The organism is Chryseobacterium gotjawalense (genome assembly GCF_030012525.1).
Classification (GTDB): Bacteria; Bacteroidota; Bacteroidia; order Flavobacteriales; family Weeksellaceae; genus Kaistella; species Kaistella gotjawalense.
In genome coordinates this window covers 2,125,244-2,145,894 of record NZ_CP124855.1, presented here as the reverse complement: position 1 = coordinate 2,145,894, position 20,651 = coordinate 2,125,244, and the positions used below count along the sequence as shown (strand labels likewise).

Annotated in this window: 18 protein-coding genes; 4 read left to right on the top strand and 14 right to left on the bottom strand. The window is 38.3% G+C overall.

All coding sequences use genetic code 11. The features are described 5' to 3' along the window. Window positions 1-14: 14 nt before the first annotated feature. The 12 genes from ftsA to mraZ form a co-directional block, all read right to left on the bottom strand. Complete coding sequence (ftsA, locus tag QGN23_RS09790; RefSeq protein ID WP_282904131.1) at window positions 15-1,388, bottom strand: cell division protein FtsA; 1,374 nt, start codon at window positions 1,386-1,388, stop codon at window positions 15-17. A 113-nt stretch (window positions 1,389-1,501) separates the two neighbouring features. Beyond that, entirely contained in the window at window positions 1,502-2,338 is an 837-nt protein-coding gene (locus QGN23_RS09785; protein WP_282904130.1) for a cell division protein FtsQ/DivIB, read from the bottom strand. Further along, window positions 2,338-3,696, bottom strand: a complete 1,359-nt coding sequence (gene murC, locus QGN23_RS09780; protein WP_282904129.1) for a UDP-N-acetylmuramate--L-alanine ligase — start codon at window positions 3,694-3,696, stop codon at window positions 2,338-2,340. Before murC ends, QGN23_RS09785 begins: the two co-directional genes overlap by 1 nt. Window position 3,697: 1 nt before the next feature. Further along, window positions 3,698-4,786 carry an undecaprenyldiphospho-muramoylpentapeptide beta-N-acetylglucosaminyltransferase gene (gene murG / locus QGN23_RS09775; protein ID WP_282906385.1) on the bottom strand — a complete coding sequence of 363 codons (1,089 nt, stop codon included), beginning with the start codon at window positions 4,784-4,786 and terminating at the stop codon, window positions 3,698-3,700. Between the two features lie 81 nt (window positions 4,787-4,867). Continuing rightward, a complete protein-coding gene (locus tag QGN23_RS09770) occupies window positions 4,868-6,091 on the bottom strand; it encodes an FtsW/RodA/SpoVE family cell cycle protein (RefSeq protein ID WP_282904128.1) in 1,224 nt (407 codons plus the stop codon). A gap of 12 nt (window positions 6,092-6,103) precedes the next feature. After that, the gene (gene murD, locus QGN23_RS09765) at window positions 6,104-7,441 is read right to left on the bottom strand and encodes a UDP-N-acetylmuramoyl-L-alanine--D-glutamate ligase (RefSeq protein WP_282904127.1); all 1,338 of its coding nucleotides are present in this window, start codon (window positions 7,439-7,441) and stop codon (window positions 6,104-6,106) included. 71 nt (window positions 7,442-7,512) lie between these two features. Continuing rightward, complete coding sequence (gene mraY, locus QGN23_RS09760) at window positions 7,513-8,754, bottom strand: phospho-N-acetylmuramoyl-pentapeptide-transferase (protein WP_282904126.1); 1,242 nt, start codon at window positions 8,752-8,754, stop codon at window positions 7,513-7,515. Between the two features lie 28 nt (window positions 8,755-8,782). After that, window positions 8,783-10,243 carry a UDP-N-acetylmuramoyl-L-alanyl-D-glutamate--2,6-diaminopimelate ligase gene (locus QGN23_RS09755; protein WP_282904125.1) on the bottom strand — a complete coding sequence of 487 codons (1,461 nt, stop codon included), beginning with the start codon at window positions 10,241-10,243 and terminating at the stop codon, window positions 8,783-8,785. 67 nt (window positions 10,244-10,310) lie between these two features. Then, window positions 10,311-12,302: a penicillin-binding transpeptidase domain-containing protein gene (locus QGN23_RS09750; RefSeq protein ID WP_282904124.1), complete on the bottom strand. Its 1,992-nt coding sequence runs from the start codon at window positions 12,300-12,302 to the stop codon at window positions 10,311-10,313. After that, window positions 12,286-12,651, bottom strand: a complete 366-nt coding sequence (locus QGN23_RS09745; protein WP_282904123.1) for an FtsL-like putative cell division protein — start codon at window positions 12,649-12,651, stop codon at window positions 12,286-12,288. The genes QGN23_RS09750 and QGN23_RS09745 overlap by 17 nt, the downstream gene beginning before the upstream one ends. 31 nt (window positions 12,652-12,682) lie before the next feature. Further along, complete coding sequence (gene rsmH / locus QGN23_RS09740) at window positions 12,683-13,579, bottom strand: 16S rRNA (cytosine(1402)-N(4))-methyltransferase RsmH (protein WP_282904122.1); 897 nt, start codon at window positions 13,577-13,579, stop codon at window positions 12,683-12,685. 42 nt (window positions 13,580-13,621) lie between these two features. Further along, the gene (mraZ, locus tag QGN23_RS09735) at window positions 13,622-14,092 is read right to left on the bottom strand and encodes a division/cell wall cluster transcriptional repressor MraZ (RefSeq protein WP_282904121.1); all 471 of its coding nucleotides are present in this window, start codon (window positions 14,090-14,092) and stop codon (window positions 13,622-13,624) included. Between the two features lie 247 nt (window positions 14,093-14,339). Here mraZ and QGN23_RS09730 point away from each other — a divergent pair, with 247 nt between their 5' ends. The 4 genes from QGN23_RS09730 (at window position 14,340) to QGN23_RS09715 (ending at window position 18,558) form a co-directional block, all read left to right on the top strand. After that, window positions 14,340-15,104 carry an alpha/beta fold hydrolase gene (locus QGN23_RS09730; protein ID WP_282904120.1) on the top strand — a complete coding sequence of 255 codons (765 nt, stop codon included), beginning with the start codon at window positions 14,340-14,342 and terminating at the stop codon, window positions 15,102-15,104. A 58-nt stretch (window positions 15,105-15,162) separates the two neighbouring features. Further along, a complete protein-coding gene (gene yihA / locus QGN23_RS09725; RefSeq protein WP_282904119.1) occupies window positions 15,163-15,780 on the top strand; it encodes a ribosome biogenesis GTP-binding protein YihA/YsxC in 618 nt (205 codons plus the stop codon). A 25-nt stretch (window positions 15,781-15,805) separates the two neighbouring features. Beyond that, complete coding sequence (locus QGN23_RS09720) at window positions 15,806-16,255, top strand: GNAT family N-acetyltransferase (RefSeq protein ID WP_282904118.1); 450 nt, start codon at window positions 15,806-15,808, stop codon at window positions 16,253-16,255. A 164-nt stretch (window positions 16,256-16,419) separates the two neighbouring features. Continuing rightward, a complete protein-coding gene (locus tag QGN23_RS09715; protein ID WP_282904117.1) occupies window positions 16,420-18,558 on the top strand; it encodes a S46 family peptidase in 2,139 nt (712 codons plus the stop codon). A gap of 314 nt (window positions 18,559-18,872) precedes the next feature. Here the strand turns inward: QGN23_RS09715 and msrA are convergent, their stop codons facing one another. Both msrA and QGN23_RS09705 read right to left on the bottom strand, forming a co-directional pair. Then, complete coding sequence (gene msrA, locus QGN23_RS09710; RefSeq protein ID WP_282904116.1) at window positions 18,873-19,523, bottom strand: peptide-methionine (S)-S-oxide reductase MsrA; 651 nt, start codon at window positions 19,521-19,523, stop codon at window positions 18,873-18,875. Window positions 19,524-19,599: 76 nt separating this feature from the next. Next, complete coding sequence (locus QGN23_RS09705) at window positions 19,600-20,568, bottom strand: ROK family protein (RefSeq protein ID WP_282904115.1); 969 nt, start codon at window positions 20,566-20,568, stop codon at window positions 19,600-19,602. Between the last annotated feature and the right edge of the window lie 83 nt (window positions 20,569-20,651).

Sequence of the window (20,651 nt, the reverse complement as noted above, 5' to 3'; positions counted from 1 at the left end):
CTTGGTTTTTTTAGTTATTCAACTTCTTCAAAGAATTTTTTTACGCTTTCCATTATTTTTTGTCCGATAGTCAGTTTGTTCCGTCGTTTTTCTGCTGCCTGTTCCACAAAAGCCTCTTTAATAATAAATTCGTCCTGATTTAAGATTTCATCTGCGGTTAACTTGGCGCTTGGTGTGGCTGCAACTTCAACTTTCTCTTCAACATTTTCGGGAGCAGTTTTCTTGTCGCGGATTTTCAGACTTTCCATTAACAGACCAATGGCAGTTGCATATTCCGGTCCTTTTAAATGCTGGCTTTTATCGTTGGTCACATATTCATTGGCAAAACCAATTCTGCTGTCGAAACCGGTAGTATAATTGGCCAACTGTCGCAGATGACGGAGATTAGAACCGCCTCCGGTTAAAACGATGCCCGCGATTAATTTTTTCTTTTGTTCAAAAGCGCCGTATGCTTTTAATTCTGTATTCACCATTTCTAAAATTTCTTCTACTCTGGCGCTCACGATTTGTGCTAAAGTTTTTAAGGAAATTTCTTTATCGGGTCTGCCGTGTAATCCTGGGATGGTAACAAAAGTAGTATCTTTCTCTAAATCCGGAACTGCGGAACCAAAATTCACTTTCAGTTTTTCTGCATGCTTTTCAATAATTGAACAGCCTTCTTTAATATCATCGGTAATAATTCCGCCACCATAAGGAATGACGCAAGTGTGGCGAATAATATTATCTTTAAAAATAGCGATATCTGTCGTTCCTCCACCGATGTCTACGATTGCCACTCCGGCTTCTTTTTCTTCTTTGGTTAAAACAGCTTCAGAAGAGGCTAAAGGTTCAAGAGTCAGTGCTTCCATTTCTAAACCTGCCTCGCGAACGCATCTGGCGATATTTCTGATGCTTCCCATCTGACCAACTACGACATGAAAGTTTGCCTCGAGACGGGTTCCGTGCATTCCGACCGGTTCCTGGATTTCTCCCTGAGAATCCACTTTGTATTCCTGAGGAAGTACATGAATGATTTCTTCACCAGGCAGCATCACCAACTGTTTCACTTGGTCTTTTAATTTATCGATATCGTCATCCGTAATATATTGATCCGGGTTTTCCCGCATAATATAATCTGAATGCTGCAGCGAACGAATATGTTTGCCTGCAATCCCGACAGTTACTTTTTGAATCGGTACGCCAGAACTTGATTGGGCCTGCGCTACCGCTGCTTTGATGGACTGAATAGTTTGGGAGATATTGTTGACAATACCTTTGTGAACGCCTAAACTTTTTGCCGTTCCTACGCCAAGAACTTCAATTTTTCCGTGGGCGTTTCGTCGTCCGACAATGGCCACAATCTTGGTGGTACCGATGTCGAGGCCTACTGAATACTCGTGATTTTCCATTATATGTCGATTTGATTTTTTATCGTTTCAAGGATTTGCATCCTCTGTTTTCTTATTTTTTACTCTTTAGATTGTCATTCTGTGACTTTCTGTTTTACTGTTCTTTCTTGCCATTAATTAGAATTTGTTTTAGCTGCTGTTTTTTGAGCATCTATTTTTTTCTGATTAATAACCGGCAACTTTGCCAGTTCCTTTTTGCCAACTGCAATTATGCTGTCATTTTCTTGAAAATTGGGATTCAGCGTTGTTACAATCTGGTTATCGTATTTCAAAGAAACTTTCGTATATTTTTCTGGCTGCTGATGAATCAGATATTTTTCTACAAAAGCTTTAAATCCTTTTACCTTCAGGTCTATCTTTTCTAAGTCACCAATTTCAACTTTGAAATTTCCTTCGCTGGTCAATAATTCATAATTTTCTTTCTTTTTAGAAATACCGATGAAATAGTTTCTGCTGAAATCATCACGGTTAATTTTTGCGATGAGTTCGGCCAGCTTTACATATTCCGACTGTTTTACATTTCCTGTAACCAACATACATGGGAACGAATAATTTTTTGAAATCGGGAATTCGACCCCTTTTTCATCGACATAAAAATCGCGGTCATCTTTCTTCAGCCGGAAAGCCGGCACCCGTTGCTTGATATCCAGGTTTAAGTTTCCATTCAGGTTCAGATAAACATTTGCGCTGTCAACCTCCGGGAGTTGGTTTAATTTTTTTTCTAAATCAGGAATATTAATGTCGCCGATTTTTTTTGTAGGATTAGATTTTTTCACCAATTCCTTGATGTCTTTTTCATCGATGAAATAAACCGGATCTTTGGTTGTCGTCAATTTTACGGTGACTTTTTCCATCGGTTTTTCGTTGAATCTTTTCAGCGAGAAACTCAGCAGAAACCCAAACAGGATTACGGTAACAAAAATTTTTAATATTCTGAATTTGTTTTTCATTATTTATCGGAGAGCCATTCTACAATTCCGTCATACAAAGTGTCGATACTTCCGGCACCTACGGTTAACAATACATCGAAGTCTTTTTCTTTTATTTTAGCAAAGGCGTCGTCCAAAGTGGAAACTTCCTTTTTTTCTGATTTTACTTTTTCTAATAACCATTTTGAAGTGATGCCTTCAAAGTTTTCCTGTAATTCTCTTGCCGGATAGATATCGAGAAGGATTAATTCGTCAGCTTTATCTAAACTTTCTGCGAATCCGTCAGCGAAATCTTTTGTTCTGCTGAAGAGATGCGGCTGAAAAACCACCAATAATTTCTTCTTCGGATAAAAAGTTTTAATGGAACCGATTACGGCATTCAATTCCGTTGGATGATGGGCATAATCGTCAATATAAATCTTTCCGCTTTCGAAATTATGTTTGGTGTAACGTCTTTTAATTCCTTTAAAACTTGCAATTCCTTTTTTTAAAGTTTCGAAATCGACGCCGAAATTATTTAACAAAGCAATCGCAGCCGTAGCATTTTCAACATTGTGAATTCCCGGAATTTCCCATACAAAATCATCAAACTCCTCAGTCGGAGTGTGGAAATCAAAATGTATTTTATCGCCGATTTCTCTGATGTTATCGGAGTAATAATCAGCCTCTTCATTCACCGCATACGTTTTTGCGTCGCGCCCAATCTGAATTCCTTTTCGGACAAAAAGTTGCTGACTTTCCGGAATCAAATCTGCAAAATCCTGAAATCCTTTTTGAATGGTGGCATTGTCACCGTAAATATCCAAATGATCGGCATCTGTGGACGTAATCACGGCCCAATCCGGAGAGAGCGTTAGGAAACTTCTGTCGTATTCATCAGCTTCAACAACGGATATGTCTTTTCCATTAAAATGAAAATTAGATTTAAAGTTTTCGGCTATTCCGCCTAAAAAGCACGAGAAAGGAAGGTTTGCTTCTTCGCACAAATGAGCGACCAAAGAAGAGGTTGTGGTTTTTCCATGCGTTCCTGCAATCGCGATACAATCGGTGTTTTCGGTAATCATTCCGAGCACTTTTGCTCTTTTTAAAACATCGAATTTTTGATCATTAAAATAAGTGAGAATATCCAGTTTTTTAATTGCCGGTGTAAAAATCACCAAAGTGTTTTCCGGTGTTAAATTCTTGATTTTATCATTAACAAGATCTTCGAACTGAATATCAATTCCTTCTTCCACCAAAGCTTTTGTCAGCTTGGTGTGCATTTTATCATAACCCAGAACGGTTTTTCCCGACGCATTGAAATAACGCGCCAAACCACTCATTCCGATGCCGCCGATTCCTACGAAGTAGAAGTTCTGATATGTTGTTAAAGCTTTCATCTTATGCTTTGATATTTAATGATAATAAAATTTCATCTACAATTTGTTCTGTGGCCAGAGGTTTTGCGAAGAATTTTAAATTTTCGCTCATCTCTTTTCTTAGATTTTCGTTTTCACAGATTTCCATTAAAGTCGTCCAGAATTTTTCTTTCATTTCGGTGTCTTTCACCATTCTTGCTGCATTTTTTTCAACTAAGGTCATCGCATTTTTGGTTTGATGATCTTCTGCTGCGAACGGAAACGGAACCAAAAGCACCGGTTTCTGTGCCATCGCCAATTCCGAAATTGCGATTGCTCCGGCGCGCGAAACAATAACATCGGCTGCGGAATAGGCTAAAGCCATATCGGCAATAAATTCTTTTAACTGAATTTGAGATTGATCTGAAATTTTCGAATCTTCATTCAAACTTTTATAATCCAGTTTTCCGGTCTGCCAGATCAGTTGGAAATCTTTTTCTATTAATTTTTCTATATTTTCTTTCCAGCCGTTGTTCAATGTTCTTGATCCTAAAGATCCACCGACAGAAAGTATTGTTAATTTATTGTTGTCTAATCCTAATTTCTCCTTCGCTAAATCCTTTTCGATTAAATCTGTAATAATATTTTTGCGGACAGGATTTCCTAAAAACAGGGTTTTTGTTTTCGGGAAGAAATGATCCATATTCGGGTAAGCGGTGAAAACTGCTTTTGCTTTTTTCGCCAGAAACGTATTGGTTTTTCCGGGCAATGAATTTTGCTCCTGAACAAAAATTGGAACGCCTAAATTGGCCGCCATAAAAAGCGCAGGTCCACTTGCGAAACCTCCGGTTCCGATGGCGAAATCCGGTTGGAATTCTTTAATTGCTTTTCTGGCTGTTGTAATACTCGAAAGTAATTTAAATGGTAATCTTAAATTTTTCAATACGTTACCACGGTCGAATCCTGCGATATTTAAACCGATAATTTTGAATCCGGCTTGTGGAACTTTTTCCATTTCCATTTTACCGTTGGCTCCGATGAACAAAAATTCTGCCTGCGGAAATCTCTTTTGGATTTCCTGCGCAATCGCAATCGCCGGGAAGATATGTCCTCCGGTTCCGCCGCCGCTCATTAGAATTTTTATTTTATTGTTCACTTTTTTTGATTTTAATAGGTTTTCACCTATGCTTGATTAAACCGTTTCACCGGGATTTTATGCAATGTCATTTATTTCTTCGATACTTTGTTTTTTGCCCATTCCTTCTTCATCATAAACCTGAATTCTCGAACTTACATTTAAGATAATTCCTAATTGAATATAGGTTACCAGCATCGAAGTTCCACCGTAACTGATAAGCGGTAACGGCTGTCCCGTCACAGGAATGAGATTTATGGCGACCGCAATGTTCACGGTGAGTTGCATAAAAATCATGGTCCCGAGACTTAAGACCAGTAAACTCCCAAAGAAGGCAGGCATTTTACTGGCAATCATTACGATCCGGATAATCATGATGAGGTAAAGTGCTATCAAAACCGTAGCTCCAATAAAACCGTATTCTTCAACAATAATGGCGAAAATAAAATCCGAGGCAGACTGAGGAAGCATTTGTTTCAAGGCGCTTTTACCAGGACCCATTCCGGTGATTCCACCATGAACGATTGCGGCTTTTGCCTGCATGACCTGATAATTTTTTGCTTTATCTGCTTCGTCTTCAATTTGATTTTCTTTTTTGGTAAAAGTTTCTACACGGCTCATCCAGGTATGAACCCGGTTGCTTCCGATGAGGTCGGTCTTTAAGGCGAGAAACATGAAAATCCCGATCATTACTGATGAAAGACCTACAAACCCAAAGATGTATTTTTTATCTAACTGACCGATGAGCATTACAATTAATGAAACCATTAATATCATTAAAGCCGTCGACCCATTATCTTTTGCGACCAAACCAAAGACCAGTAAAACCGGGCCAAAGATGTAAAATATGTTTTCAATCGGAAGACGTTCTCTTTTGATTTTCTTTGTTAAATACCTGCAGAGATAAATAATCAACATTAAATAAGCAAAAGAAGAAGGCTGGAAGGAAATGGGTGTTCCCGGTATTTTTAACCAACGAGAGGCCGAAGCACCATCGATGGTTTGTCCGGAAAACATGGTTAAACCTAAGAGCGCAATGGTAAATACCAAAAGGTAGCTGCTCAGTTTGCCGATATGTTCATATTTAAAATAACCGACACCGCGCATGATTGCCAGACCAAGCACTACGAAAAAAGAATGCTTGATGAGGTGCGAAGTGGTGGTTCCGCTGTTGACGATATATTCCAAATTAGAACTTGCAGAATAAACGGGGAATACCGAGAAGAACGAAATCAGTAAGATTACGCTCCACAGCACTTTGTCGCCTTTTAACAGCTCGAATTTGTTTTCTCTTTCCTGCATTTTAATCTACGGTTAGTCGATGGCTTTTTTTAAAACCTGATTTTTAAACTGGTGTCCGCGGTCTTCATAATTGTCGAATAAATCGAAACTTGCACAACATGGCGAAAGCAAAACGGTATCACCTTTTTCTGCCAGTGATTTGGAGACTCTTACCGCTTCTTCCATACTTGAAGTGCTGTAAATAGCATCTTTTTTATCTTTAAAGAAGTCGATGATTTTCTGATTGTCAATTCCTAAGCAGACAATTGCCTTTACTTTTCTTTTAACCAAATTTTCTATTTCGGTATAATCATTCCCTTTGTCAACGCCGCCTACGATCCAGATGGTTGGCTGGTTCATGCTTTCCAAAGCGAAATATGTTGCATTCACGTTCGTGGCTTTGCTGTCATTAATAAAAGTAACTCCATTAATTTGGGCAACCTGTTCCAAGCGGTGCTCAACTGCCTGAAAGGTCATCAATGAATTTCGAATGCTTTCATTGCTTATTTTTAATATTTTACTGGCGATGGAAGCGGCCAGACTGTTGGCAATATTATGATTTCCAACTAAAGAAAGTTCTGCAATTTTCATTGAAAACTCATCTTCGATCTTCACCACTATTTTATCATTATTGATAAAACCGCCCTCATTTAAATTGTCTTTTGTGGAAAACGGAATCTTCTTCGCTCTGATGGCAAGCTGTTCCAGAAGGTTCATGCTCATTTCATCATCTTTGTTATAGATAAAGAAATTATCGTTCTCCTGATTTTCTGCAATCCTGAATTTTGCCAGCGCATAATCTTCATAATTGTAATTGTACTGGTCAAGATGATCCTGACTTAAATTCAATAACAAAGAAATATAAGGCCGGAAACTTTGAATATCATCCAGCTGGAAAGAGCTCACTTCTAAGACATAGTAGTCGAAATTTTCGTCTGCCACCTGTCTTGCGAAGCTTTTTCCGATATTTCCGGCTAAACCCACTTTCAGATGATCATTCTTTAAAATATGATAGATTAATGAGGTCGTTGTTGTTTTTCCGTTACTTCCGGTAATGGCTATAATTTTGGCCTGGGTAAATTCAGCGGCAAATTCAATTTCTGAAGAGAGGCGAATTCCCTTTTGGTTGATTTTAAAGATAATATCAGCTTTCTTCGGGATTCCGGGAGATTTGATCACCCAGTCTGCTTCAAGAATTCGGGCTTCGTCATGCTGTCCTTCTTCAAACTCGATTCCGGCTTCAATCAGCTGTTTTTTATAATCGTCTTTTATCGCACCTTTATCCGAAAGAAAAACATTCAAGCCTTTCTTCTTTGCTAAATAAGCTGCACCTACGCCGCTTTCTCCGCCACCTAAAACAACTATTTTCATATTCTGTTTTTTAATTTAACAGGAACAATTTCCTGTCTAAAAATATCGGTCGTTCCTACTGAACGGTCTGGTTATCTGACTTTTAAAGTGATTAAACAAATAATGGCAAACAAAACCCCGATGATGATCATTCGGTTGACGATTTTGCTTTCGTGATATCCTTCTTTTTGATAATGATGATGAAGAGGAGACATTTTGAACAGTCTGTTGTTTTGCGCGTACTCCAATCCGTATTTTCTTTTTCTGTATTTAAAGACTCCTACCTGCAGTACGACTGAAAGATTTTCAATTAAGAAAATTCCACATAAAACAGGAATCAGTAATTCTTTTCTGAGGATAATTGCTAAAACTGCGATAACACCTCCTAACATTAAACTTCCGGTATCACCCATGAATACTTGAGCGGGATAAGTATTGTACCAGAAAAAACCGATAACAGCACCCACCAGAGCGAGCGCAAAAATGGTGGTTTCACCCATATTCGGCAGGAACATAATATTGAGATAATCCGCAAAAATAATATTCCCGGAGAGGTAGGCAAAAAGTGAAAGTGTAAGCAAAATAACGACACTCGTGCCTGCGGCCAGTCCGTCAATTCCGTCGGCAATATTGGCACCATTGGAAACGGCAGTGACGATGAAAATTACTATTGGGATGAAAACAATCCAAGCCCATTCATGAGCATCTTCAGGGCTCATCCAAAATAAAAGACCGCTGTAGTCGAACTCATTATTTTTTACAAACGGGACCGTAGAAACGGTAGATTTTTCCGTCTTCATAAAATTGGCTTCTACGTTATTTCGGTTGACTTCTTTGGCATCTGCATATTTTCTTTTCACAGTAATATCGGGATGGAAATACATGGTGACTCCTACAATTAAACCGAGACCAACCTGACCGATCACTTTGAATTTACCGCTGAGCCCGTCCTTATTTTTCTTGATTTTCTTTAAATAGTCGTCGATAAACCCGATCACACCCATCCAAACCACAGATACGATAAGTAAAACAATATAAACATTCATAATTCTGGTGAAAAGTAAGACCGGAATTAAAGTTGCCAAAATGATAATTAAACCACCCATCGTTGGCGTGCCTTCCTTTTGCTTTTGACCTTCTAAACCTAAATCGCGTACCAATTCACCCATCTGTTTATTTCGCAGATAGTTGATGATTTTTTTACCGAAAACCAATGCAATAAGCAGGGAAAACAAAACAGCCATTCCTGCACGGAAAGAGATGAATTTAAACATTCCCATTCCAGGAACGTGAATTCCGTGGCTGCTTAGATATTCGAAGAGGTAATATAACATAACGTTTTATTTAATCTTTCAGTTTTAATTATTTAGACATGAGTCTTGCTAACTCAATAATGGTTTCCTTATCATCAAAGTGGTTTTTTACGCCATTGATTTCCTGATAAGTTTCGTGTCCTTTGCCGGCTACTACGACAATATCTTTCGGTTCTGCAAATTTAATTGCCATTTTAATCGCTTCTCTCCGGTCAGGAATTGAAGTGTATTTGCTGAAGTTTTGTGGTTCTACGCCTGCTTCAATTTGTTTAATGATTTCTGCAGGATCTTCTGTTCTTGGATTATCGGAAGTGATGATGGCCAGCGTAGATTTTCTCGTTGCGATTTTTCCCATTTCAGGACGCTTCGCATGATCCCTGTCTCCGCCGCAACCAAATACGGTGATCAGTCTTTCGTTTTTGGTTCGGATATCGTTGATGGAATCCAATACATTTTCTAAAGCATCGGGAGTATGTGCATAATCGACAACGAAGAAAATTCCGCCGTCAGATTTTAAAGTTTCAAACCTGCCGTTCACTCTTTTTAATTGTGAAATCGCCGGTAAAATATCATCTTCATGAAAACCGCATTCAATTGCAACTGCATACGCAAGAAGCAAGTTGTAAGCGTTGAATTTTCCGGTCAAAGTGGTCCAGAATTCTTTTCCATTAAAGTTGAGAAGCATTCCATTAAAATCAATTTCTGTGATTTTACCATGGAAATCTGCCATTGTTTTCAAAGCGTAAGTTTTCTTTTTCGCTTTGGTGTTTTGCAACATTACGTTTCCGTTTTTGTCATCAACGTTCGTAATGGCAATTGTATCTGAACTCAACTCATCAAAAAATCTTTTTTTCGTTTTTAGATATTCTTCAAACGTTTTGTGGTAATCAAGATGATCATGCGTTATATTGGTAAATCCTGCGATTTTAAAATGTAAACCTTCGGTTCTGTGCTGATGGATTCCGTGCGAAGAAACTTCCATGAAAGCATACTCACAACCTTCTTCAACCGCTTTTGCCAGAATTTGGTTCAAACGGACCACGTCAGGAGTTGTGTGCGTAGAAGGAATAATTTCGTCAGCGATTCGATATTCCACAGTAGAAATCAACGCCGATTTAAAACCTAATATTTTAAAAATATCAAATAAAAGGGTAGTGGTAGAAGTTTTTCCGTTGGTTCCTGTAATCCCGATGAGGTTTAGTTTCGAAGAAGGATTTCCGTAAAAATTAGAAGCAAGGTGACCCAAGGTTCTTGCGGCATCTTTTACTTTTATATAGGTAATTTCTGCTTTGATTTCATTTGGAATATTTTCGCAGACAATTACAGTCGCTCCTTTTTCAACAGAAGAACTGATGAAATCATGGCCGTCAGATTCCGTTCCTTTGACTGCCACATAAAGGGAATCCTCAACTGCTTTTCGGCTGTCGAAAATTATTGCTGAAATTTCACGGTCTTGATTTCCGATGATTTCCAGAACCGGGATTCTGCTTAAGATTTCTTCTAATTTCATTTTATTTATATATGATAGAAATTTTTCCTATCCTCTGTTAATTGTCCCTTTCAGAACTGGTGTTATTTTAATTCTGCAACTGCAGGTAAATTCTTTGGTTTTTGTTAATGACAGTTCCTTCCAGAGGGAACTGTTCTTTTATTTTTCCGACTCCTTTATAATCCACCCGGTAGCCTTGGTTTTCTAACTGAGGAATAATATTCTTTCCGATTAAACCGGTAACGTTGGGCATTTTTCTGTCTTTTACCGCCACTTTCACATTGGGTTCAGTCATTTTGCTGAGATCCACTTTTTTATCGACCAACATTTCTTTCTCAATGTTTTGAGGTGTTTTCAGGAATGTTTTTCCGGCAATTTCTTTAAATACAGGTGCTGCAACTGTTGAACCATAAAAGCTTTTTGAATTGTCGGGCTCACTAATCATCACATAACAAGTGTATTTCGGATTGTCTGCCGGATAGAATCCTGCAAATGAAGCTTTGTATTTCATCGGACCTGGTTTCCAGTATTCAAATCGTGCGGTTCCGGTTTTTCCGGCCATTTTTAAGTTCGGTGTAAAAATACTTTTTGCCGTTCCTTTCTCCACCGCTTGCGTTAAAGCGCCTGTCATCATCCTGATTGCATTTTCAGAAGCCATTTTATTGACCATTACTTTGGGTTTCGCTTCATAAAGTATTCTGCCGTCTTTCGCTATTTTTTCAATAAAAAGAGGTTCGAGCATTTTACCTTTATTAGCAATACCATTGTAAAAAGTAGTTAACTGCAAAAGGTTAATATTGGTTGCGTACCCGTAAGAAATCGACGCCAGTGTCGCAGCATTCCAGGTGGTGCTTTTCGGTGTTAAAATTCTTGGTTTTGTAATTCCCGGAAGTTCAATATCCATTTTATCAAAGAGTTTCCAGCGGCGCAGGTGATCTAAGAAAACCTGAGGTTTATCTGCATAATATTGGGTGATCAACTTTGCGGTTCCTACGTTGCTCGATTTGGCCAAAACATCTGAAATCTCATAAATTCCTCCACCGTGACCATCAGAAATTCTTTGTTTTGCATAAGTCCAAACGCCATTTCCAACATCCACGGTTGTTTTTTCATTAATGAATCCATCATCCATGGCCGCCAATAATGAAATTGTTTTAAAGGTAGATCCCGGTTCAATATTGTCTTTTATTGCATAGTTGTAAGCGTCAACGTAAATTCCCGGTTCTGTTCTGCGAAGATTTACCATGGCTTTAATTTTTCCAGTCGCGACTTCCATGACCAAAACGGTACCGTGTTCCCCGTCGAATTTCACCAGTTGTTTTTCCAAAGCGGAATGAACAATATCCTGAATCCGGATATCAATAGTGGTATAAACGTCCTGACCATCGATGGGTTCATTCACTTTCCAATAATCAATAGGTTTCCATTGGCTGGAATTAACGCGTTGTTCGAGTCGTGTTCCGTCGGTTCCGGTCAGAAACTTAGAAAAAGCACCTTCCAGCCCGGATTTGGAAATGGCATTATCCATGCCGATGGTTCCTGCTCCAATTTGTGTGGTTGCCAATTCCCGTTTATAATTTCTGTCAACGATAAATCCACCTCTGTTTTTACCTTTTTTGAAAATAGGAAACTGGCGAATGCGGTCATAATCATCAAAATCAAGTCCTTTAACCAAAGAATAATATTGATTTCTGGTTTTTTTCTGCTGATCAAAGCGGTCTCTGAAATAGCTTCTCGGCTTTCCGAACATTTTAGATAAAGAATCGGTTAGAGCTCCGATGTTGTTGGAATAAACCGTGTCTTTAATTATTTTAAAATCAATATAAACGTCATACCGCATAACCGTAGTGGCGAGGATTGAACCATCAGAAGCGTAGAGATTTCCGCGGGCAGCTTTTAAAGTGGCCTCACGATAGTTTTTATTGATGTAATCATCTTTAATTTCCTGAACATTAGTGTTTTGTAAAAACAGAATTCTCCCAAGAAACACCACAAACAAAATAAAGGCAAACCCCGCAAAAAGGTAGCCCCATCTCAATGTGTTTGAGCGTTTTTTTTCAAATTCATTTTGTACTGCCATCTAAACTGTCTATTTTTATCAGGATTTTATGGGGATGATTCTCTAATGATAGCAAAGAATCCTGCACCATTTCTTTTCCTAATTCTGATTCTAATTTTACTTTTATGAGTCTGCTTTGGGCAAACGCGTTTCTCGATTTAAACTCTTCTGTCTGTTCTTTTAAAATATTAACGTGTTCGATTTTCGTACTCACTAAGTGATTGCTGTAAATCATAGACATTAATAAGAAGAACACCAACAAAAAATACCTGTAATGAATAGTGACTTCGTCACGGTTCAAAAAATTCCCTTTTATAATATCAATAAAAGTGAGTTTTTTCTGTGGACGGTTTGTTGGTCTTTTTGCCATGACTTGAGGTTGATTGAGTCGAGCCTCCTTTTTATTTTAATTTAATACCTGTTCTTAATTTTGCGCTTCTCGCCCGCGAGTTTTCCTTAATTTCTTCACTATCCGGAACGACTGCTTTGGTCTGCAAAAGATCAAAAGTCTTGTCGTAATTTCCGTAGATGTCTCTTGCCGGTTCGCCTTCGAACATTCCGTTTTTCAAAAATCTTTTGACCAGCCGGTCTTCCAGAGAATGGTAAGAGATGGCGACTAATCTGCCACCGGGTTTCAGCATTCTGTGCGCCTGAACCAGTAATTCTTTAATGACTTCCAGTTCCTGGTTGACTTCAATTCTGATGGCTTGAAAAATCTGGGCAAAAACTTTGTTCTGCTTAAACTGCGGAATGTAACTGAAGAGTTTTTTCAAATCTTCGGTGGTTTCAATGGGTTTCAGTTTTCGGTGATTCACAATTTCCCGTGCTAACTTTCTGGATTCCCGAATTTCACCGTATTGGTATAAAATATCTGCGAGATGCTCTTCCTCATATTCATTAATGACTTTTTTAGCATCCAGAAGTTGCATGACGTTCATTCTCATGTCCAGCGGCGCATTGCTTCTGGTCGAAAAACCTCTTTCAGCTTCGTCGAACTGATGAGAAGAAACGCCGAAATCCGCAAGAATTCCATCCACTTTCGAAACACCGTACATCATCAATGCATTTTCCAAAAACCTGAAATTTTGGTTGATGAGTGTAAACCGAGGATCGTCAATCGTATTTTTGAGGGCATCTAAGTCCTGGTCGAAAGCGTAAAGTTTGCCTTTTTCAGAAAGTCTGCTCAGGATTTCACGCGAGTGACCGCCGCCGCCAAAGGTGCAGTCCACGTAGATGCCGTCTGGATTCGTTACCAAATCATCTACACTTTTTTTCAGCAAAACAGGATTGTGATACATTTTTTTCTTCTAGGTGTTTTAATTTAAATTTCTCTGAACGTTTTACGGTTCTTCGCCGTCGAAACTGATCGTTCCCATCACGTCTTCAGCCAATTTTGCGAAATCTTCTTCTGAAGTGGTGATTACTTTTTCATAGGCCTCTTTGTCCCAGATTTCAAAAAGTTCGCCTGCGCTGGTGATTACGATTTCTTTTCGAAGGTTCGCAAAGAGCGTAAGGTCTTTTGAAATTTGTAAACGTCCCGCATTATCGGGCTCCACGATTTTCACTCCCGCCGTAAACATTCGGATAAAATCTGCATTTTTCTTAATGAAACGGTTGAGTTTGTTGAGTTTGTTCATCAGTTGTTCCCAGCCTTGCATTGGGTAAACTTCCAGGCAGGGTTGAAATACAGCACGTTTGACCACAAAGGAATCGTCGCCAAAGTCCCCCATCTGTTTTACCAGCGAAGAGGGGAGTTTTAGCCGACCTTTGTCGTCTATTCTGCATTCATATGTTCCGATGAAATTCTTCATTTGGGACAAATTTATATAAAAATTTCCAAAAGCTCCCACTTTTTCCCACTTTTTGACTTAATGTTAATAAGTTTTGACTTTATGATTAAAGTATTGATTAAAAAGAAGTTAATAAGTTGTTTTGATTTTTTTTCGCAGAACTTGGTCGTTCGGTGAAAAAATCTTAAATTTAATATATAAATAATGCTAAATAAGTTGGTTTTGGCGTTTAATTTGTATTTTTGCAAACGCTTATAGCGTAATGTTTATGATATTTAAAACTAAAAAGGACAAGAAGTTCGCTTTTATAGAAGCTGGAGATGGTGACCCTGTAATTTTATTACATGGTTTAATGGGTGGATTAAGTAATTTCGATGATACCGTAAATTACTTTTCAGAGAAGGGGTATAAGGTTTTTGTTCCTGTACTTCCTATTTACGATTTGCCCGTTCTGAATACCAATCTTACGACCATCGCGAAGTATGTCGCGAAATTCATCGAAGAAAAAGTGGGCAGAGCATCAACAATTGTGGGAAACTCAATGGGTGGTCACGTAGGTTTAATCCTTGCTTTAGCACGACCTGATCTGGTCGAGAATCTTGTTCTTACCGGCAGTTCCGGTTTATATGAAAAATCTTTCGGAGACAGTTTTCCCAGAAAAAGCGACAAAGATTATATCAGAAAGAAAACTGAAGAAGTTTTTTTTGATCCTAAGGTTGCCACAAACGATTTGGTAGAAGAAGTATTTGCTGTTGTGAACGACAGAATGAAAGGAATAAAAACGGTGATGTTGGCAAGAAGTGCCATCAAACATAATATGTTAAACGATTTGCCGAAAATAAAAATGCCGGTTTGTTTGATTTGGGGAAAGCAAGATAATGTGACGCCGCCGGATGTGGCAATAGATATGCATAATGCATTACCCAATTCTGATTTATATTGGATTGATCAGTGTGGTCACGCCGCAATGATGGAAAGACCACAAGAATTTAATGATCTGTTATATTCGTGGTTACAGAAACAAAAAAAGTAGTTGAATGGAAGTTTATTCTTCCATTTTTTATTTTAGTTATATTTTAAAAGAACTAATTATGGTTATCAAAACAGCGGAATTTGTAAAAAGTAGTGATAGATGGCAGGATTGCCCAGAACCGACCATGCCTGAATATGCATTTATTGGAAGATCAAATGTGGGCAAATCCTCGTTGATCAATGCGCTGATGAATCATAAGTATTTGGCAAAAACTTCCGGAACGCCGGGGAAAACGCAGCTTATTAATCATTTTGTTATTAATGAAAGCTGGTTTCTTACCGATCTTCCGGGTTATGGTTATGCCCGGGTTTCCAAAAGCATGCGGCGGGATTTTGAAAAACTGATTACAAACTATATCCTGAATCGGAAAAATTTAGTTAATCTCTTTATTTTAATTGATTCCCGACATACGCCACAGGCAATCGATATTGAATTTATTGAATGGTGCGGCGAAAACTCAATCCCTTTTTCAATTGTTTTCACCAAAGCAGATAAGTTGAAACCAACCGTAATCGCTAAAAACGTAGAGCATTATAAATCAGAACTGCTGAAAACATGGGAAGATTTGCCGGAAGTCTATGTGACCTCTGCCGAGAAAAAAACGGGTGGTGAAGGAATACTGGATTTTATTACAAAAACAAATGAATTCCTTATGCATAATCACGTTAAATTCTAACGTTTAAATTATTTCTTATCAGAAAATGGAAGATTTCGTTTGGAACATTAAGACTTTTGATCAACTTTCAACGGATGAATTACATCGGATTTTAAAAGCCAGAATCGATGTATTTGTGGTAGAACAAAACTGTCCTTATCCTGAAGTTGACGGTTATGATCCGCAAGCCATCCATCTTTGGGCAGAAAACAATGGTGAAGTTGCGGCCTACTGCAGGATTTTTCCAGCAGGAATAAAATATCCCGAAAGCTCGATAGGTAGGGTTTTGACCAATTATAAATATCGGAAAATGAATCTGGGGAAAACCCTGATGAATTTCGCAGTCAATACTATCGAAGCGAGATACCGCAGAACTTCAATACGAATTTCGGCACAGGATTATCTTCTTGCTTTTTATGCGCAGTTTGGGTTTATCCCGACTGGCAAAAGTTATTTAGAAGATGATATTCCCCACTCTGAAATGCTGCGAATTTAAAGAAAGCAGTATTTATAATCCTATTTCCGATAAAATTCCCAATACCCAAAACAGCGCAATCTTTTACTTAATAGTGAAAGATTAAGGATTTTATCATGCATTTTATTTTGCTATCTGTCAAGTAAAATGAATTTCTTAAATTAGCACCTTAAATAAATTATTAAATGAAAAGAATTTTTTTATTACTCACGTTTATGTTGAGTTTCCTGCAGTTAAAAGCAGATGAGGGGATGTGGCTTTTGAGCATGATCAAAAGACTGAATGGAGTCGATCTTAAAAAAGACGGTTTAAAATTAACACCCGACGAAATCTACTCGGTAAACAATTCTAGTCTGAAAGACGCTATCGTACAGTTCGGTGGAGGTTGTACTGCTGAAATGGTTTCTAAAGAAGGTTTGCTGTTTACCAATCACCACTGTGGTTACGGAAATATTGCAGCACTTTCTACTCCTGAAAAAGACCATTTAACCAATGGTTTCTGGGCAATGAAAAAAAGTGAAGAACTTCCTTCAAAAGGACTTTCGGTAAGATTTATGGTAAGAATGGATGATGTTTCTAAAAGAATCAACGCCAAACTTAATAACAATATGTCTGCTGAGGAAAGAAAAAATATCATCGATGCAGAATATAAATTAATTCAGGCAGAAAACTCCGAAAACGGGAAATATACTGTTGTTGTAAGAGATTTCTATAACGGAAATGAATTCTATTATTTTGTATATCAGGATTTCAAAGATGTCCGTTTGGTAGGTACTCCTCCAAATGCGTTGGGAAAATTCGGTGGCGATACCGATAACTGGGAATGGCCAAGACATACCGTAGATTTTTCAGTATTCAGAGTATATGCTGACGCAAACGGTAATCCTGCAGAATATTCCCCGAGCAATGTTCCAATGAAACCAAAGCATGCGCTGCCTATTTCAATGAAAGGGTATAAGCCTGGAGATTTTGCGATGATTTTAGGATATCCTGGGAGAACCAACCGGTTTTTGACTTCCTACGGTATCGAGCAAATGGTTACCAAAGATTATCCGGCTTATGTAGAAGCGTCTAAAGTTGCCATGGATGTCATGAAAAAATATATGGACAAAGATCAGGCAACCAAGATTGATTATGCTTCTCAATATGCGTCCGTAGCCAATTACTGGAAAAACAGACAGGGAACGATCGATGCGGTCATCAAAAACGGAACGGTTGCAGAAAAACAGGCTTTAGAACAAAAATTCCAGACTTGGGCTTTATTGCCGGAAAATGAAGCAATGTACGGTGGTATTTTGCAGGACATTAAAGCAAACTATGCGCAGATGTCTGATCGTAATGTAGAAAGAAACTATTCTTCACAATTACAGAGAAATGCAAAGTATATCACAATTGCTTACCAATTGGGTTCACTTCTAAATACGTATGCTGACCAGGATGTGGCCGGAAAAGCTGCGATGAAAACCAAGGTAACAGATGCGATTGATAGAGTTTATGATAAATTTAATGTAAAGCTTGAAGGTGAAATGTTAAACTCTATGGTAAATCTTTATCAACAGAGAGCGAATAAAGAAGTTGGTTCTGCTACATTATTTGCAGCTGACGCTAAAAATCTTTCCAACATGGCGTTCTCTTCAATTTTTGCAACCAAAGAATCTGCCCTGAATTTTCTAAACAATCCCGACCGTTTAAAAATCGATGCGGATCCTTTATTGAAATTAGCTAACGGATTCATCACAGACCAAAAATTAAACGGAGACAAATTTGCTAAAGTTGATGACGCTTTTGCAAAAAACAGCAGACTGTTTTTAGACGGTCTTAGAAAATCCCAGCCAGAAACTGCTTTCTATCCAGATGCCAACTCTACTATGAGATTAACGACCGGTAAGGTTACTACTCTGCCAGAAAGAGCTGATAGAAATTATGCAGGAATCAAAGAAAAAAATAACTACTATACCGAAATCAACGGAATGGTAGCGAAGTATAAAAAAGGAGATGAAGAATTTGATCTGCCTCAAAGATTCCTTGATCTGGTGAAGAAAAAAGATTTCGGTCAGTACAAAGATAAAAAAGGCTTTATGCCGGTGAATTTCCTAACAGATAACGACATCACAGGCGGAAACTCAGGTTCTCCAGTTCTTGATGGTCAGGGTAATTTGCTTGGTTTAGCGTTCGACGGAAATAGCGAAGCGCTGAGTGGAGATATTATCTTCGATAAAAAATGGCAGAAAACCATTAATGTCGATATCAGAATGGTCCTCTGGACGATTGAAAAATACGGAAAAGCAGGTCACTTAATCAGTGAATTGACTTTGGTGAAATAACTTTTTTTTAAAATTGTTAAAGACCGCTGGAAATGATCCGGCGGTCTTTTTTTTTATTAATGGGAACTCGTACAACTTACAATCATCATTGGCGATATTACGGTTCCAAACAGACATTGCGTGAGTGAAGCTGTAGATTTGACCAAGTCGAACTGCTTTGCGTCTTTGAATGTCTTTAAAAAGGATTAAAGCAGGGTGTTTGTCAAAAACATTTGAGGCCCTTGCGTTAAAAACTATATTATGACCGAAAAACTGTTATACAATTATATTTTTAGAAAAAATAAAAGCGAAGATTAATTTCTTCGCTTTATTTATCAGTCAACTTCGGGTCTCAGCATTCCCAGTTCGCCATAATGCTTTTTGAATTTGGCAATCTTCGGTCCTACGACCGCGCTACAATAAGGTTGCGTAGGATTCGCTTCATAATAGCCCTGATGGTATTGTTCAGCAGGCCAAAATTTTTCAAGTTTCGTAATCTCAGTTACGTATTTTCCGCTGTATTTTCCGGAAGCTTCAGATTTTTTCATGGCTTCCTCTGCTTTAGCTTTCTCGGCGTCGTCTTTATAGAAAATCACGGAGCGGTACTGGGTCCCTATATCATTTCCCTGTCTGTTCAAAGTAGTGGGATCGTGCAGGAAAAAGAAAACATCCATTAACTGTTCATAAGAGATGATTTTTGGATCATAAGCGATTTGTACTACTTCTGCATGACCCGTTTCTCCCGTACAGACTTCTTCATAGGTAGGGTTTTCTTTATGACCGCCGGAGTAACCGGAAATTACTTTATCTACACCTTTTAGTAAATTGAAACAACTTTCAACGCACCAAAAACATCCGCCACCAAAAGTGACGTATTCTAAATTTTGTTTGTCCATTTTTTTGTTATTTGTAACCAACTTTTTATTTTCCTGACCATTACAGGAAATTAAAAAAATACTGATAATAAGAATTAATAATTTTTTCATTGTGATAAAACTGATTTTTATTTTTAATCATATACGATAAAAACAGTTATTAGTTTTTTCACGAAAACCATGCCAGTCACTTCTCCCAAACCAAAGCACTTGCGCCAAGGATGGCAGCATCTGCTTCGTCAAGTTCGCTGAAAACCAGTTTCACTTTGTTTCTGAATATAGGGAACAGGTTTCTTTCCATGTGAAGTTTGGTTGGTTTCATAATAAAATCGCCTGCTTTGATTACACCGCCAAAAAGTAAAATAGCTTCAGGTGAAGAAAACATCACGAAATTAGCCAAAGCTTCTCCTAGTTTTTGTCCGGTATAACGGAAAACTTCAATGGCTACAGGATCTCCTTGTGTGGCACATTCAAATACAATTTTAGAATTCACTTCTTCTTCCGGATAATCATTGAGCATTGAATTCGGGAATTCTGCGCGCATTTTTTTTGCGGTAATGGTGATTCCGGTTGCAGAGGCATACGCTTCCAGGGAACCTTCAGAACCGGTGCTCCAGTGTTTTCTGCCACCTGGTTTTACAATGGTATGGCCCAGTTCTCCGGCGAAACCGTCGTGTCCGTAAATTAATTTCCCGTTCGAAATAATTCCGCTTCCCACACCCGTTCCTAGGGTCATCATGATGAAATCTTTCATTCCTCTGGCTGCACCAAACATCATTTCACCTAAGGCGGCAGCATTGGCATCATTGGTCATTTTGCAGGGAACGTCAAATTTATCGGTCATCATCTTTGCAAAAGGCACAATTCCTTTCCAGTGGAGATTTGGTGCCTGTTCGATGGTTCCGGTGAAATAATTGGCATTGGGTGCGCCCACTCCGATTCCATCGAACTGTCTTTGGCCACAATGCTTCATTATTAAAGGGGAAACTTTATCATATAAGGCATTTATAAAATCCTCTACTTCGGGATATTCCTCGGTTTTAAGACTTCCTTTTTCTAAAATTTCGCCGCGGTGATTGACGAGTCCGTATTTTGTATTGGTTCCGCCAATATCAACGCCGAGTGCTACTTGCTTGGATAGGTCTATTAATGCCATTAATGAAATTATTTAATCATTAAAATTACAAAAAATATTAGAACTGTTGCTAAAAAAGAACACTAATGGTGGATCGTTGTGAA